The sequence below is a fragment of the Dyella acidiphila genome (assembly GCF_014863405.1).
Lineage (GTDB): Bacteria > Pseudomonadota > Gammaproteobacteria > Xanthomonadales > Rhodanobacteraceae > Dyella_B > Dyella_B acidiphila.
In genome coordinates this window covers 1-15381 of record NZ_JACZZA010000007.1, presented here as the reverse complement: position 1 = coordinate 15381, position 15381 = coordinate 1, and the positions used below count along the sequence as shown (strand labels likewise).

15 protein-coding genes and 1 tRNA gene are annotated in these 15381 nt (G+C 55.3%); 14 read left to right on the top strand and 2 right to left on the bottom strand.

Going from position 1 to position 15381, the window contains the following annotated elements:
• Positions 1-13: 13 nt before the first annotated feature.
• On the top strand, positions 14-1141 hold the full coding sequence (locus IGX34_RS12050; RefSeq protein ID WP_192555983.1) for a serine hydrolase domain-containing protein: 1128 nt from the start codon (positions 14-16) through the stop codon (positions 1139-1141).
• A 24-nt stretch (positions 1142-1165) separates the two neighbouring features.
• Here the strand turns inward: IGX34_RS12050 and IGX34_RS12045 are convergent, their stop codons facing one another.
• Complete coding sequence (locus IGX34_RS12045; RefSeq protein WP_192555982.1) at positions 1166-1591, bottom strand: GNAT family N-acetyltransferase; 426 nt, start codon at positions 1589-1591, stop codon at positions 1166-1168.
• Between the two features lie 112 nt (positions 1592-1703).
• Here IGX34_RS12045 and IGX34_RS12040 point away from each other — a divergent pair, with 112 nt between their 5' ends.
• A complete protein-coding gene (locus IGX34_RS12040) occupies positions 1704-1934 on the top strand; it encodes a hypothetical protein (protein ID WP_192555981.1) in 231 nt (76 codons plus the stop codon).
• Between the two features lie 31 nt (positions 1935-1965).
• On the opposite strand, the gene IGX34_RS12035 is transcribed toward IGX34_RS12040, so the two are convergent.
• Entirely contained in the window at positions 1966-2253 is a 288-nt protein-coding gene (locus IGX34_RS12035; protein ID WP_192555980.1) for a hypothetical protein, read from the bottom strand.
• A 277-nt stretch (positions 2254-2530) separates the two neighbouring features.
• On the opposite strand from IGX34_RS12035, the gene IGX34_RS12030 reads away from it, so the two are divergent.
• The 12 genes from IGX34_RS12030 to IGX34_RS11975 all read left to right on the top strand — a co-directional run bounded on the left by IGX34_RS12030 (position 2531) and on the right by IGX34_RS11975 (position 15260).
• Positions 2531-3541: a tetratricopeptide repeat protein gene (locus tag IGX34_RS12030; RefSeq protein ID WP_192555979.1), complete on the top strand. Its 1011-nt coding sequence runs from the start codon at positions 2531-2533 to the stop codon at positions 3539-3541.
• 235 nt (positions 3542-3776) lie between these two features.
• Positions 3777-5393, top strand: coding sequence for a hypothetical protein (locus IGX34_RS12025; RefSeq protein ID WP_192555978.1), 1617 nt, complete (start codon positions 3777-3779; stop codon positions 5391-5393).
• Between the two features lie 126 nt (positions 5394-5519).
• The gene (locus IGX34_RS12020) at positions 5520-6095 is read left to right on the top strand and encodes a hypothetical protein (RefSeq protein ID WP_192555977.1); all 576 of its coding nucleotides are present in this window, start codon (positions 5520-5522) and stop codon (positions 6093-6095) included.
• Between the two features lie 91 nt (positions 6096-6186).
• Complete coding sequence (gene serS, locus IGX34_RS12015; RefSeq protein ID WP_192555976.1) at positions 6187-7467, top strand: serine--tRNA ligase; 1281 nt, start codon at positions 6187-6189, stop codon at positions 7465-7467.
• Positions 7464-7850 carry an LrgA gene (locus IGX34_RS12010; RefSeq protein ID WP_192555975.1) on the top strand — a complete coding sequence of 129 codons (387 nt, stop codon included), beginning with the start codon at positions 7464-7466 and terminating at the stop codon, positions 7848-7850. Before serS ends, IGX34_RS12010 begins: the two co-directional genes overlap by 4 nt.
• Before the next feature lie 63 nt (positions 7851-7913).
• A tRNA-Ser gene (locus IGX34_RS12005) sits at positions 7914-8003 on the top strand.
• 85 nt (positions 8004-8088) lie between these two features.
• On the top strand, positions 8089-9522 hold the full coding sequence (locus IGX34_RS12000; RefSeq protein ID WP_192555974.1) for a DUF6538 domain-containing protein: 1434 nt from the start codon (positions 8089-8091) through the stop codon (positions 9520-9522).
• Between the two features lie 337 nt (positions 9523-9859).
• Positions 9860-10510, top strand: coding sequence for a hypothetical protein (locus IGX34_RS11995; protein ID WP_192555973.1), 651 nt, complete (start codon positions 9860-9862; stop codon positions 10508-10510).
• A 598-nt stretch (positions 10511-11108) separates the two neighbouring features.
• Positions 11109-11648, top strand: a complete 540-nt coding sequence (locus IGX34_RS11990; protein WP_192555972.1) for a hypothetical protein — start codon at positions 11109-11111, stop codon at positions 11646-11648.
• Positions 11649-11840: 192 nt separating this feature from the next.
• Positions 11841-13265: a hypothetical protein gene (locus tag IGX34_RS11985; RefSeq protein WP_192555971.1), complete on the top strand. Its 1425-nt coding sequence runs from the start codon at positions 11841-11843 to the stop codon at positions 13263-13265.
• 10 nt (positions 13266-13275) lie between these two features.
• Positions 13276-14187, top strand: coding sequence for a DNA adenine methylase (locus tag IGX34_RS11980; protein ID WP_192555970.1), 912 nt, complete (start codon positions 13276-13278; stop codon positions 14185-14187).
• Positions 14188-14231: 44 nt separating this feature from the next.
• Positions 14232-15260, top strand: a complete 1029-nt coding sequence (locus tag IGX34_RS11975; protein WP_192555969.1) for a hypothetical protein — start codon at positions 14232-14234, stop codon at positions 15258-15260.
• Positions 15261-15381 lie beyond the last annotated feature (121 nt).

The window sequence follows — 15381 nt, the reverse complement described above, 5'->3', positions numbered from 1 at the left end:
GGAGCCGTCTGCCATGCGATCCGCCAGCTGCTTTACCCGTTGCATGGCCACCGTCCTGCTGGCCGCTCTGGCGACACCTCTGCTAGCGCAATCCGATGACGGCCCCGTAAGCGCCAACGATCCCGCACTGGCACGGCTGGACAGCTTTACCTCGGGGCTGACGCAAGAGCACAAATTCTCCGGCGTGGTGCTGGTCGCCAGGAACGGACAGATCCTGTTCGAGAAGGCCTATGGCATACGCGACGCCAAACACGGCGATGCCAATACGCTGGATACCCGCTTCAATCTCGCCTCGGCGGGCAAGATGTTCACCAGCGTGGCAGTGTGGCAGCAAATTGCCGCAGGACGGCTGTCGCTGGATACGCATGTAGGCGACATCTTGAAGGATTACCGCAACCGCAGTTTCGCCACCACCGTTACCGTTCGCGAGCTGCTGACGCATACCAGTGGCGCCAGCGATGTGCCGCTGCTTGGCAACGAGAATGAGGCCAATCGCGCGCACGTGCACAGCGTTGCCGACATGGTCGCGCTGGCCGACCAGCAACCACCGGCTTTTACGCCCGGCACGCAAATTCTGTATAGCAACTACGCGTTTGTGGTGCTCGGCCGCATGGTCGAAGTCGCTTCCGGCGAAGACTTCCAGACTTACTTGCGCAAGCACCTCTTCGAGCCGGCCGGCATGCATCACACCGGCTTTATCGACTGCGCCACCCGCACGCCGGATCTCGCGGTGGGCTATGCGGGTACCAGCGCCGACGGCAAGCTGCTGTTCGATTGCGAAACCTTGCCCGGCTTTCCGGCTGGCGGCGAGGCATCCACCGCCGGAGACATGTATCGCTTCGTCACCGCCTTGCAGTCCGGCAAGCTGATGCCGCCGGCACTATTCGCCCAAGCTACCAAGACCTATCGCATGGCCTTCGGCCTTGGCTTCTTTGCCACCGATTATGGCCCCGGCCACCTGCTGCGCGACTTTCGCTGGGGACACGCCGGCGGCGCCAGCGGCGCCTGCACCGATGTGCGCAGTTTTCCGCGCACCGGCGAAACCATCATCGTGTTGAGCAACACCACGGCGCCGGCCTGCTTTCCCGTATCGAATTTCCTGCACAAGGACTACGCGAACAGCCACCCGGGACATGCGTGAGGGCGTCCGTTCGCCGGCAACCGATTACAGATCCTTGGTCATGAAGATCCGGCTGGTGCCGGGAGGCAGGCAGGGAATCTCGCCGAATCTGCGCCAGCCATGGCGCTCGTAGAAACCGGGCGCCTGAAAATTGATCGTATACAGCACGGCGGCGCAGCAACCCCTGCGCCGTCCTTCATTTTCTGCCAGCTGCAAAATGCGGCTGCCCAGGCCTGCCTGGCGGTATTCCTTCGGCAGATAGAACACATCCAGAAACAGCAGGCCCAGCGATGTGCGGCCGGTTACGCCGCCGACTACTTTTCCGCTCGCCGGATCCTTCACCAGCACGCCCAGCGGCAGGCGATCGTTGATGCCGGTGTTTTCATCGTTGAACGCATTGAGACCGCTGCCGATCACATCCATGGCGTATTGATCCAGCTGGTCCGTGACATCGATGATGGGATCTTGCATAGTTCGGACCCTGCGTAAGCGAAGCGGCACAATTTACTGCCGGCGATCACCTGGCGCCAGGATTGACGCGCGCCATCGGCAATCCATCGACCATCCAGTCAGGAGTTACGCGATGCAGGTCTATATTTTTCGGGGACCGGGCCGTGTATTTGGTGTGACCGAGGATGCGGCGGGTGCGAACCTGCCCGCAAAGTTTGCGCCGTGGGCGCCATTCCGATCACAAGAGGTGGTGCGAGGGCAAGCTACACTGGGGCTCGACAGCACCGAATGCCTCGACGATATCGCCCAATACGGATTCCACATCACCAACGCGCATGTGCGCATTACCGATGAAGTGGTGTGAGATCGCGGCAGTCGACCGTCGTTTTTGAAACTCAGCTGGCAGCGTCCTGCGGCTCCGCAGGCGAGGGTGAAGCGTGCGCTGCAGCGAGCACGCGCAGGTTCTGTTCCAGCTCGGCGATGGTCAGCGGAAAATAACCTTCCTCGTGCTCCGCCTTGTACCACCCCTGCATGCGCTGCCGGCTCACTTCCATACCGGCATTGGCCAGCGCTGCGGCGATGTCATCGATGGAGACATGCGTGGCTTCGCCGATCAGGCGCCATAGCCAATTCATCTTCAACGGGTTGATGCCGCGCTGAAGCGGGGGCTGTTTGTAACTCATAAGCCATTCCTCCAAACAATGAACGCCCGTGGCCGCAATACCGCGGATGGCGTCTGCTCCCTGGTTTCACACCGGCTTATCGGCCGAAAGCCGTTCGACTTGATGCGCACCGCCGCCTGCACGCAGGAATATGCGCACTTGCGCGTGAAATTCATCCATACAAACGCAAAATTTTGCCCATAAATACAGGAATTTCCTGCGCAAATGATGGCTTGGCAGCATGTGCTTTCAAGCGTACAGTCCGCGCAAGCGAAGCTTTTGAGTGAGGGATTACGCTATGCATCGCTCTCATGTTGTGTTGGCGCTGATGGCGCTTGCTGTAACGACTTCTTTCGCGTTCGCCAATGCCTCGAGCATCCCCGATGCGCTGCGGCAGCAAGCCGCGGCAGGCAATGCGAAAGCCCAGGTGGCCTTGGGCCGCGCCCTGCAAAACGATGGTGTGGAGGCCGACAAGGCCGCCGGCACCGACTGGTTCCGCAAAGCGGCGGAGCAGGGCGATGCGGATGGTGCGTGGATGCTCGGCAGTGCCTATATGGGCGGCGTCGGTGTCACGCGCGATGCATCCAGCGCCATCGCATGGATGCAAAAAAGCGTTCAGGCCGATCCCGTGCCCGATCGCATGGCGAACATGGCTTTCGCCATGATGGTCACCGGCATGTTCTCCAGCGAGCAAGGCAATAACGCTGCAAACTGGGCCCAAAAAGCCGCTGACAAAGGCTCGACCAAAGGTATGGAGCTGCTGGCCATGCTGAGTCTTTCCGGCCAGATGGGTGCCACCAAAGACCCGGCCGCCGCGGAACACTGGCTGCTGCTCGCCTCGCAAAAAGGCGATACGCAGGCCCAATCCATACTCGGCGGCCTCTATCTCACCGGCAACCTTGGCCATAAAGACGTCGTCCAGGGCGCGCATTGGTTGCAGACTGCGGCTGATGGCGGCAATACCAATGCAGCCGGCGAACTGGCCACGTTCTACCTCACCGGCGAATACGGTGTACCGGTAGATGGCGCCCGCGGTGTGGTGCTGGCACGCAAGGCGCTTGCAGCGAACGAGATGACCGGGCACTACGCGATGGGTATTGCGTATGTGAAAGGTGTAGGCATCGAGCACGACGCGGCCAAAGGTTGGTATCAGCTGGCGCTCGCCGAGCGCATGGACAGCAAGCGGCAGCTGCAGCATGTGACCGATTACATGTCTACAGCAGCCACGCAGTTGTCGACGGCGCAATTGGCCGATCTCAAAGGGCAGGTGGAGCGCGATGCACCTGCGCGTTCAGTGACGGCGCCGTAAATCGCGCGGCGCCAAACCGGCAAGCTGACGCGATCCTTACTACCCCTCATCGTCATTCCGGCTTTCGCCAGAATGACGGTGAGGGGTACTTGCGTATAGCACGCGCCTCCTCATGCCCGCAGCCAAGCCCTCGGCTTGCACCAACCACATGCCCCCATGGAAGATGCCCGCGCACGGGGTGGCGATGCGAGCTTTCGCCCACACCACCTCGCCAATCGTCATCAAGGAGCGGGACATGGAAAGGTCGGCGCCGGGCTACCGCGTATTCGCATGGACCATGCTCGCCGTGCTGGCAGCGGCAGGGCTGCTGCTGACTTACCGCTCCGTCATGGCCACTTGGTTCGTGGATCCCGACGTGGTCAACGTTGCCATGCTCAGGGATGGTGTGGCGAGGCACGGATGGGCCTTTCTGGCGAGCTGGATCTACACCACCGACAACTGGGTGTTCTCTCTGCTGCCCTGGTATTGGCTGCTCTACGCGACGGTAGGCGACACACCCTTCGTGCTCGTCGTATCGGGCTGGGTGGTGTTTCTGCTCTGCGCCGCGCTGACGGCTTATCTGGTGATCCGCCTTACCGAGCGCCGATGGGTGGGCGCAGCGGTGTTTGCGCTGCTGGTATGTCCCAATTACCTGGCCATCGGGCCGGCCGGTTTGCTGGGGCATCCAATCACCCACAACAGTTCCATGATCTGGTGCCTGGTCGGCTGGCTGCTGGCCTGGCGCGGTCTGCGTGTGCGCCGACTTGGCTGGATGGCCGGCGCCTGCGTGGCGGCGCTGATAGTCGGCTTGTCGGATCCATGGTCCATGGCGGCCTTTATCCTGCCGGCGCTGCTCAGTTCGCTAGTGCTCGCCGTAAGCGCTCCGCGCGCGCAGCGCCGGTTCTTCGCAGCGGCGAGTGCGTTGTGGTTGCTGACCGCATTGCTGGCACGCACGCGCGTGCTGCATCTGCTGCTGTTTCTGCCGGGCTATCCGCTGCAACGACCGGACATCCACACCCTCGGCCAGAACGCCGCATGGACGCTGCGCTCGCTCGGCATGGCCTTTGCGCCGTGGCCCTCGCGCGATCTGGAAAACAGCAGCGCCATCCTGGTTGGGCTGGTGCTGGTCATCGTGCTGCTTGGCTGGGCCAGCCTGCGGCTGCTGGCCGGCTGGCGTGCGCTATCGGGCGAGCGATCGTGGATGGTGCTGAGCTTCGCACTCTCCATCGCCGGCACCGCCGCCGGTGCCGTCATCGGCCCCACGCCCGCTGGCTTCAGCGCCATGCACTTCATGATCAACGCGTACTTCCTGGTGCCGGTGATCGTGGCGAGCAGTGCATGCTGGAGCACGTCGCTGTCATTCGCGCGCACGGCAATGGCGTGGGGCACGGTCATTGCGATCAGCGGCGTGCTGCAGATGGAGCGATCGCTGCAAACCATCGCGCAAGGCGACCTGTCGCTGGTGCGCACCGTTAAACCGCTCACCGAACTGCTGCAACGCGAACACCTCACCTATGGCTATGGCGCCTATTGGGGCGCGCAGGCCAATGCCGTGACGTGGTACAGCCGGGGACGCGTGGTCATTCGGCCGATCCGCTTCGATCCCGCTACCGGCCAGGTGAGCACTCAACACCAGCAAGCTTCGCGGTACTGGATCACCCCGCAAGACATGCCCGCCGATCAGCACGATTTCTTCGTGATCCTCGGCAACGACGGAGAAATCTGCCCGGACCCCGCGCAATGCGAAGCCGGCGTCATCCGCCAATGGGGTCCACCGCAACGCCGGCTCACAGCGCCGGGACCACGCGGCGATCTGACCATCCTTGTATGGCCGAAGCGGCTTTATTCGCCGGGAACATTGGTGAGTGATTGACGCCTGGCGAAGGCCAAGGCCCGGGCATCAGCAAACACGCACGCCCCACCATCTGCCCCCGCACTTGCCACCACCCCAACCCCAAGCCTAGATTTCCCCAAGCATCCGACCGGGGAGGGTAGGGCCATGCGCATACTCATCGCCGCCATATTCGGCGGCATCGTGATGTTCCTCTGGGGCGCCGCCGCCCATATGGCCTTGGGCCTGGGCAACATCGGCATCAACCAGCCCGCCCACGAAGACACCGTACTCAACAGCCTGCACGAAGGCCTGGGGCCCCAGCCCGGCGTCTACCTGCTGCCCTCGCTCGACCCGCATCACTGGAACGACCCCGCCAGCAAGGCCGCCTACGCCCAAAAGGCAGCCGTATCGCCCTACGCGCTGGTGGTGTACCTGCCGCAGGGCGAAGACATGACCCGCATGGGCGGCGCGCTGGCACGCCAATGGGCCTCCGATACCCTGTCCGCGCTGGCCCTGGCCGTGGTGATGGGGCTGGCCGCTTTCAGCTTCGGCCAGCGCCTGTTGATTGCCGTGGTGGCGCCGGTATTCGCCTGGCTCAGCCTGCTGGTGCCGTACTGGAACTGGTACCGCTTCCCCGGCAGCTTTACCTGGGCAGCCCTGGTCGAGCAGCTGATCGGCTGGCTGCTGGCCGGCGCCGTGATGGCATGGTGGCTGGGCCGCGGCCGCCGCAAAGCGGCCTGAGCGCGCGACCGGCAGCGGAGCTCGCCGCGTTGCGATGGCGCAGGCCACACGGCGATAATCCAGCGTTCTTGCCCTCATATCGGATCCGAACATGCTGGACCCCGCATTGCTGCGTTCGCGCCTGGCCGAAACTGCCGCGCGCCTGAAGGAAACCCGCGGCTTCACGCTGGACGTGACCGCCGTGGAGGCGCTGGAAAGCCAACGCAAGCAGCTGGCCACCGAGACGCAGGAACTGCAGAACCTGCGCAACACCCGCTCCAAGGCCATTGGCCAGGCCAAGGCCAAGGGCGAAGAAGTGGCCCCGCTGATGGCCGAAGTGGCCGGCATCGGCGACAAGCTCAAGGCCAACGAACTGGCCCTGGCCGAGGTGCAGGCCAAGCTCTCCGATATCGCGCTGCTTATTCCCAACATCCCGCACGAGTCGGTGCCGATCGGCAAAGACGAAAGCGACAATAAGGAAATCAGCCGCTGGGGCACGCCGCGCAACTTCGATTTCGAGGTGAAAGACCACGTCGACCTCGGCGAACGCCACGGCTGGCTGGATGGCGAAGCCGGCGCCAAACTCTCCGGCGCGCGCTTCACCGTGCTGCGCGGCCAACTGGCGGCGCTGCATCGTGCGCTGGGTCAGTTCATGATCGACCTGCACACGCGCGAGCACGCCTATCTGGAATGCAACGTGCCGGTGCTGGTCAACAGCGATTCGATGTACGGCACCTCCCAGCTGCCCAAGTTCGAAGAAGACCTCTTCGCTACCCAGGTGGGCGAATCCCGCCGTTATCTGATCCCCACCGCCGAGGTTTCGCTCACCAACCTCGTGCGCGACACCATTCAAGATGCCGACGCACTGCCGCTGCGCTTCACCGCGCATTCGCTGTGCTTCCGCGCCGAAGCCGGCAGCTACGGCCGCGACGTGCGCGGCATGATCCGCCAGCACCAGTTCGAGAAAGTGGAAATGGTGCAGGTGGCGCGCGCCAGCGATTCCTACGCCCAGCTGGAAGAAATGGTCGGCCACGCCGAGCGCGTACTGCAGAAGCTGGAATTGCCCTACCGCAAGCTGCTGCTGTGCACCGGCGACATGGGCTTTCAGTCGTCCAAAACCTACGACCTGGAAGTGTGGCTGCCTAGCCAGAAAACCTATCGCGAAATCTCCAGCTGCTCCAACTGCGAAGACTTCCAGTCGCGCCGCCTGCAGGCACGCGTGCGCAACGCAGAAACCAACAAGCCCGAACTGGTACACACCCTCAACGGCTCCGGCCTGGCCGTAGGCCGCACCATGATCGCCGTGATGGAGAACTACCAGAACGCCGACGGCTCCATCACCATCCCCGAAGCACTGCGCCCTTATCTCGGAGGCGCGGAGAAAATTGCATGAACACACCGGCGCGCACGTCATGGGACAAAGTGGAGTTCTACACCAGCTACTTCCTGATGTTCGTGCTCGCCTCGGTGATCGGCACGCGCCTGAGCTTCGCCAGCGTGTGGCAACTGCCCACGCTGGACCTGGTACTGAGCATCACCGCACTGCTGCTGGTCATCGCCAGCTTCTGGATCGCCCGTAACCGCCGCAGCTGGCGCGTGTGGATCATCGCCTTCGCCACCGCCACGCAACTGGTGCCGATGGTGCTGCGTCATCCAGCCACACTGTTTCCGCTGCTGGGTGGACTGATTCCGGTAGGCATCATGGTGTGGGCACTGGTAGCGCTTTCGCGCAAAGGCCCCAACGGGGCCAATAGCCCGCGGGTACGCGGTTCCTGATAGGATTGGCGGCCTTGCAAAACCCGGTCGGCAGCGGGAAGCCGAGCGGCGACAATCTAAAACGGAGAGATGGCCGAGTGGTTTAAGGCAGCAGTCTTGAAAACTGCCGTAGGTGTAAGCCTACCGTGGGTTCGAATCCCACTCTCTCCGCCAGTAACGCAAAGGCCCTGTTTTTACAGGGTTTTTTGTTGTCTGGCGAAAAGTCTGTCGGTACACAAATCGGTACACAGAGACCGAGATGCGTATCCCAAACTACCTTCAGCGTGCGCCGTCTGGCATCTGGCATTTTCGCCAACGTATTCCCGCCCACAGTGCTCAAAAATTGGGCAAGGTGGAAGTCAAAAGAAGCCTACAGACACGCGACCTTTTCACAGCTCAAAGACGTGCTTTGGCATTGGTCCAAGCGTATGCTCAAGCCTTCACAGTCAGGGGGCTGAGTGTGGCTATGGATGGCATTCCAACGGTTGATGAAATCGCCAAGGCGATTGCCTTGGGTTATCGGGTTATTGTCAAACCCGATGGGACTGTCGAAATCGAAGCGAACGGCAAAGAAGACCATGACTTTGCCATGGATGCTGTGGACCACATCGGTCCTCTGGTGAAAGAGCCGTTCCATCAGGAAGCTATCAAGGCCGAGGCGCAACGTATCGTCCTTCAAGCTCAAGCTGCTTCTGCAAAGACTCTTGCTAATCCTTCGTCTTCCATTCCCAGCATTGCCATCGGCAAGGCGGTGACGCAATGGCTGGCTGAAATCAAGTCTTCGACCAAGACCAAGACGTTTAAAATCAAAACAACGGCGGTTGAAGGGTTCGCTAAACACTATGGTGAGAAGAATGCGTTGAAGGATGCTCAGCGCATTGATGTAGGCAATTGGGTGCAAGCACTTCGGGCAAGCAAGCTTGAAACTCCGACCATCGTCAACAAGCTTTCTTACTTGCGCGGATTTTTCGACTGGGCCAAGGCGCGTGGGTATTACCCACCATTTTCGAAAGATGAAAATCCTGCTGCTGGGCAGGTGGTGTATGGAACACGCGAGAAACGTCAGCGCCGCTCCCTTGGATTTAAGCCATTTTCAACAACACAAGTTCAAGCCTTGTTTGACCACAAGGCGATGGAAGATGGACTCAGTGAGTCGGCCCGCTGGGGCGCCTGGGTTGGCCTCTATACAGGCGCAAGAGTTGCCGAAGTGGGTCAGCTTACCTTGGCTGATTTTGTAGAAGTCGATGGGATTCCATGTATACGCATCTGTGATGAGTCGGAAGGTCAGTCCGTCAAATCTGACGTCAGTATCCGAACCATTCCCGTCCATCCTGCACTGATAAAGCTTGGTCTTCTCAAACGGGTTGACGCTTTGCGTAAAGCAGGGGAGACGCGCCTTTTCCCAAGCGTGAAAACGAATGGTGTGAACGGCATGGGGAACTGGCTATCAAAGGCCTTTAGTCGTCATGTGCTGGCAGTTGTTGGAAAACCAGAGAAAGGAAAGTTCGGTTTTCACTCACTTCGAAAGTCTGTTGTTCAAGGTCTGCAAACCTTGGGTGTCCCTGCGGAACTTCGTGCTGCGTATGTTGGACATGAGTTAGACGATGAACATCATGCTGCTTACAGCAGGGCACCGACCATGAAAGAACTGTTGGATGCGGTGAAGAAGTTGAATTGGAAGTCAGATTCGTAAATTCAAAGGTTACGTACCGATGAAAATACAATTCGATTCAAGGCCAGCAAGCGCCGGAACTTTTTCTGTTTTTAACTGGAGGTGGGTTTGCCAGTCGAAGAGTCTTGGATGCTGGGCTACTTTGTCTATGTTGACGTGTTTGTACTTTTTGTGCGTCTCAGTCAGTTTTGCAAACACCAAAGCAGATTCGCTATGTACTTCATTTTCACCTGTTTGGAGTCTTTCGCAGAGTTGTTGGGGTGGTGACCCTAAACAAACCTCTTTGGGCTCGGTGTCTTCGCCTCTCTACGTAATTGATTTATCTCCACCGAAATCTAAGGATGAGATAGCTCAAGACATGCGAGAGAAAGAAAAGAAAGAAAGGGAAGATTCTTTGCTTGTTGTATTTAATGGGCTTGTCGCAGTCTTTACGTTTTTCCTTGCGCTCTCTAGTGGTTACTTATGGTTGGAAACCAGGCGTCTTCGGAAGATATCGAATCAGCAAGGCGAGGACTTGAAAACATCAATTGCACTTGCAAAGCGCGCGTCCGAAGTCGCAATAGCTTTGGAGTTGCCGATTTTTGTAATCGAAAACGTAACCATTTCGAAAATGAAAGGAACTCTAACCATAAATCTCGGGAATCATGGTAGGACGCCAGCAATCATCTCCTCGCACTCTTTGCTAACGCAAATTGATCAGGCACTCCCACTTGAACCGACCTATCCGATGGCCAGTGTCATCGACGAAGTCTCATCCAGAATCGTCGAAAAAGGACACGTTTACGAGATATCAAGAGATACGCATCTTTCCCAAGATGCGTGGAAAAGCATTTCAGAGCGGAAAACAATTTTATGGGCTTATGGATATCTTGAATACATAGATTTTTTAAAGCAAAGGCGTCAGGCTGGTTATTGTTTAGCCTATGAGCCCAATCGATACGATAACGGTGGGAAGTGGGTGCTAAAAGGGCCGCCAAAATATACTTATGACCAATTAGTTGTCTGCTGAACGATTGGATAATCTCATGGCAGTGATAGGACGCTACCTGGTGCAAGCAAGAGCCTTCCGCAGGTTCGAATCCCCGTGGGGATTCGAACCTCACATGTCCTATCTTGACTGACGCATGGGTGGATACCACCGGCCTGTCATCAACCCTGTAATACAGAACCCGGCTGAGAAATTCGTCCAGACTGTAGGTGCGTTTTCTTGCACCGGTGGATGCTCCTTACGACCTCACCATAACTCCGTGTCCTGGCTCAGCTTGAACCGCCTAGGATCACATTTCCTTCACGCCCTGAAATGGTCAACTATGTGACGAGGGTCTCATAAAGAGGCCTGGGCAGTGACAATCTAAGGACCGGCCAGGAATACGGCCATACACGCATACAGGGGGCTGTGAGCGTGATAGGGGACTACCAACTTAGGCATGCCAACACCTTGATGGGGACATCAGGGGTGTTCGTGTATTGACGTTCGAAAATTGTTTGGTTTCACAAAAGCTATTGTTTGAAAAGGGTGCGGATTTGATGGCGAGCGTCATGGTTAAAGGAGACGCAAAATATTTTTCAAATCCCACAAAAGTGGATCTTTCATATAGGTGGTAATCATGTCTCAGCACAACCAGGTGACCCACAATAACTTAGAAGAGATAGGTGAGCATGGACTTAAAATCTTATCTAACTTCATTTTTTGGGCACTTGGTGGGGCTATATATATTTTATTTTTCAAATTGCATTGGTGGGACGATTCTACAAAGGTTATGGATTCAATAAATGCTTTTCTTATAAGTGTTCTTGATATAAATGTGTTTGCAGTTTTATTGGTTTGGTCAGTCCTCGTTATGGCCATATATTGGCTTCTAAAGCTAGAAAGACTATTTATGGAAACATTGTCGGAGCTGGTAAGATTTTTTTACATAGCTGGTCCATTTATTTTGGTGGTAACGCTATCTTATAATCGGGTTCATGACAAAGTTATTGTAAGCAACGGCAAGGCTTTTGTGGCTTTCCTTATGCTCATAGGGTTTGGTTATATCATTTATTTTTTCGGCAAAAAAGCATTCATAAGAGATTTAATATTTCCATTTTTTCTTGGGTGGTTCCTCTTCTTTCTAAGATTAAACTTAGATAATGGAATGTTTTTTTAGTAAAGAAATAGTAAGTGCTGTCAGAATAAGTATTGTCAATATAGTGACGTTTGCTACTAAATTTATTAGGATTTCTTTAAATTTCGATCTCATAAATATATTTCCTAAAGTATAAATTTTAATTAGTTGTATCAATAAGAGTTCTTTTGTCAAGATGGTTTTGTAAAGTTAAGTAACCAAGAGGGTAGGGAAATGCCAGTTACCGCACTTACACCAGTCAAGCAGTTAAAGCTGGATTTAAGTAATTACAGAACTTTGCACCAGCCAAACGAGCGCAGTGCTGTCGAGGCTATCATTGCTACCAACCCGGACTGGTTTTGGGCACTGGCACAGAGCCTGCTTGACGATGGTTATCTTCCAACGGAAAACATCCTTGTGCAGAAGGATGGGACAGGCCCGAGGGCTGGCCTCACAGTTAAAGAGGGTAATCGACGCATTTCTGTCCTGAAGCTCGTTCACGGGCTGATTTCGACAGAGGGCCTATCGGTCCCAACGAATATTTTGACCGCCATCGAATCCATTTCTAAGGAATGGAAGAAGGCGAACTCATCCGTTCCAACTGCTATCTATGAGCTTAGTGAAAGCGATGTAGTCAACCGCATCCGAAGCCTCACCCATGGCAAGGGTGAAAAAGCTGGTCGTGACAAGTGGACGCCCGTGGCCAGGGCTCGTCATAACCGAGAGGAGAATGGAGCTTCAGAGCCAGCCCTTGACCTCCTTGAGAAATATCTGCAAAAAGGCAAAAACAGGACAGAGCAACAAGCGCAACGTTGGGCTGGTGATTTTCCAATTACAGTCCTGGAAGAAGCGATGAAGAAGGTCGCTGTTCGCCTTGGTTGTACCAATAGTCCCGAATTGGCTAAGTCTTATCCAAGGGTTAAAAATCGACCTGAACTCGAAGAAATCATTAAAGATATCGGCCAACAAGAGCTAGGCTTTGAAGCTATACGAAAGACAGATTTCGCCTCGGATTACGGCATCCCTCAACTCCCTGGCCAAGGTACCTCTGGAGCCTCTTCCAGTGGGTCCACTAGTAGTAAATCGGGGAGCACCTCAGGTTCCAGTGGAAGCGCGTCAGGTGGAACTGGTAGCAAGGGAGATGGTACGGGCGCCACTGGCACTCCTGGAAATGGGAAAGGGCCAAAAGCGGTCGCAATGGACGACCCCCGTCGTGTTGCTCGAACCCTTCGAGCGTTCAGTCCCCGAGGCAAAAACCGAGAAAAGGTTGTCTCTCTCCAAGAGGAACTCCGAGTACTCAGTCTAGACAAGAACCCGATTGCCTTCTGCTTTCTTCTGCGGAGTATGTTCGAAGTCTCGGCCAAAGCGTATTGCATAGACCATAAGGCCGATGGCTTGACTGTCATTGGAAAAGACGGTCGAGACAGACCACTCGTCGATGTCTTGCGGGATATTACAAAGCACCTGACAAATGATAAGAAGGATAAGGAGGCTCTCAAGCGACTCCATGGGGCCATGACTGAGCTCGGCCGCCACGATGGAATTTTGTCAGTTACATCAATGAATCAACTGGTGCACAATCCGAAGTTCTCACTTCAGGTTGGAGATATCGTGGTTCTGTTTGGAAATATTTTCCCGCTCCTCGAAGAAATGAACTGAGGAGCCGAACATGTCAGCCCGATATCACACCCCGCTCAGGTACCCAGGCGGGAAGCAAAAACTGACGCCATTTGTCATCGAGGTACTCGAAGCCAACGACCTGATTGGTGGCGAATATGCGGAGCCTTATGCCGGTGGTGCTGGCGTGGCTCTGGAGCTTCTTTTGCGCAAGTACGTGCGCAAGATTCATCTTAATGATTCTGCCTTACCCATCTACGCTTTCTGGCGTTCTGTGTTGAAAGAAACAGATGCCTTGAACGCGATGATTTCTTCCGCGTCCATGACAGTGGAAGAGTGGAAAAGACGCCGCGACATTGTTAGGAGTCCGAAAAATCATACTCTTCTTGAGGTTGGATACAGCGCGTTTTTCCTCAATCGCTGCAACCGGTCTGGCGTCCTTTCAGGTGGGGTGATTGGAGGGCTTGACCAAACTGGCGATTGGAAAATGGATGCTCGCTTCACGAGGAATGAACTTATTCGCCGTATTGAAACGATTGCAGACCGAAAGTCAGCCATTGTCATTAAAAATTGGGATGCCGAGCGTTTCATGACTGACCATGTAGGTGGTCTTCCAGAAGACACGCTGGTTTATTGCGACCCTCCGTATTTTGAAAAGGCAAGTCGTCTGTACCTCAACTCATATGAGCCAGATGATCACGAGCGTATCGCCAAATATATTCAAACAAAGGTGGGCCACAACTGGATGGTGTCCTACGACAGTGCGCCCGAAATTCTTGCCTACTACAAGAAGCGAAGGTCGTTTCTATATGACCTTCAATACAACGCTTCTCGGGTATATCAAGGACGAGAAGTTTTTATTTTCTCGGATAGTCTTAGGATTCCTAAGTTCTCCGAGCTGCCTTACATCGATGACGCTCTTGCTGAAAATAAGGCGCGTCTGCGAGCTCGCAGAGCGGCATAAGGAGAACGCACTCATGAGTCAGCTAATGCAAGACAGACACTTTCGTGGGTGTCTTTTGGGTTGACTCATCTGACGTGCAAAAAAAATGTTCACGTCTAATATCTTTTAGCGGAGATGTAGAGGCAAGAGCGCGTCTTAGTGTTGTTCCAACACGACGATCAAAGCTAAAGCATAGCAAAAACATCAGCTGTGATACCTGGGATACGCCAATTATTCTGGCAATGAGCCGTGGGGCCGATATGCTTGAAAAGATAGTAAAGAAAACTGGAACTACACCATCAGAGCAATACCTATCAGCTAAGGCTGACCAAATCTTTAGCCCTCTATGGCCGTACTCTTCACTTTTTCGAGACGATGGATGTTCAGCTAACGGCACTGGCAAAGAACTTGTCGATCTTCTTCTTCATTTTAATGGCCACATAGTTCTTTTTTCGGATAAAAATATTGCATTTCCCGCTGATCCGAATGTCGATATGGCCTGGAGGCGGTGGTATAAAAGCTCCGTTGTTAAGTCTGTAGAGCAGCTTTACGGTGCGAAGATGTGCATCCAGAGGAAGGAGAATGGTCTCTTCCTTGATGAAAAATGCCAGAAGCCTTTCCCGTTTGATATCAGTACGGGAAATCCCGTATTTCATTTGGTTGCGGTCACTCACAACAGCAGCGAGGCTGCGCGCAAATACTTTGAATCTTGCGAGGGGGAATCGGACGGCTCATTGAAATGCAGGCTTCAAATGGATGTGGATGACGCTGCTTCACATCCCTTCACTGTTCCTGGCTTCGATGGATCAAAGACGTTCGTTCATGTGTTCGATGGAGCTACGCTCGACCTAGTTCTCGATGAGTTGAGCACTGCTACCGACTTTATTCATTACCTAAGTGAGAAGGAGCGCGCGGTTCGTTCTGGTAATCTTATTATTGCGATGGACGAGAAGGACATTCTCGCGAGCTATCTCATAAAGCGTAGTTTGAACGACTTCAGGATGCTCGAATCGGAGACATACATTGATGCTGAAGACGATAAGAAAAGAGGCCTATGGAATAAGTACGTGACATCAGTGAGTGGCCTGCACTAACTGGTCCAGATGTAGGGTTAGTTTAAGCAGCGAGCTTCAGATGTACATCCTGGATGGCTGGCAGGACAGCTTCAGGAGCCGGTGGCCGATAATTCAACGCGCTATGCGGCCGAACCGTGTT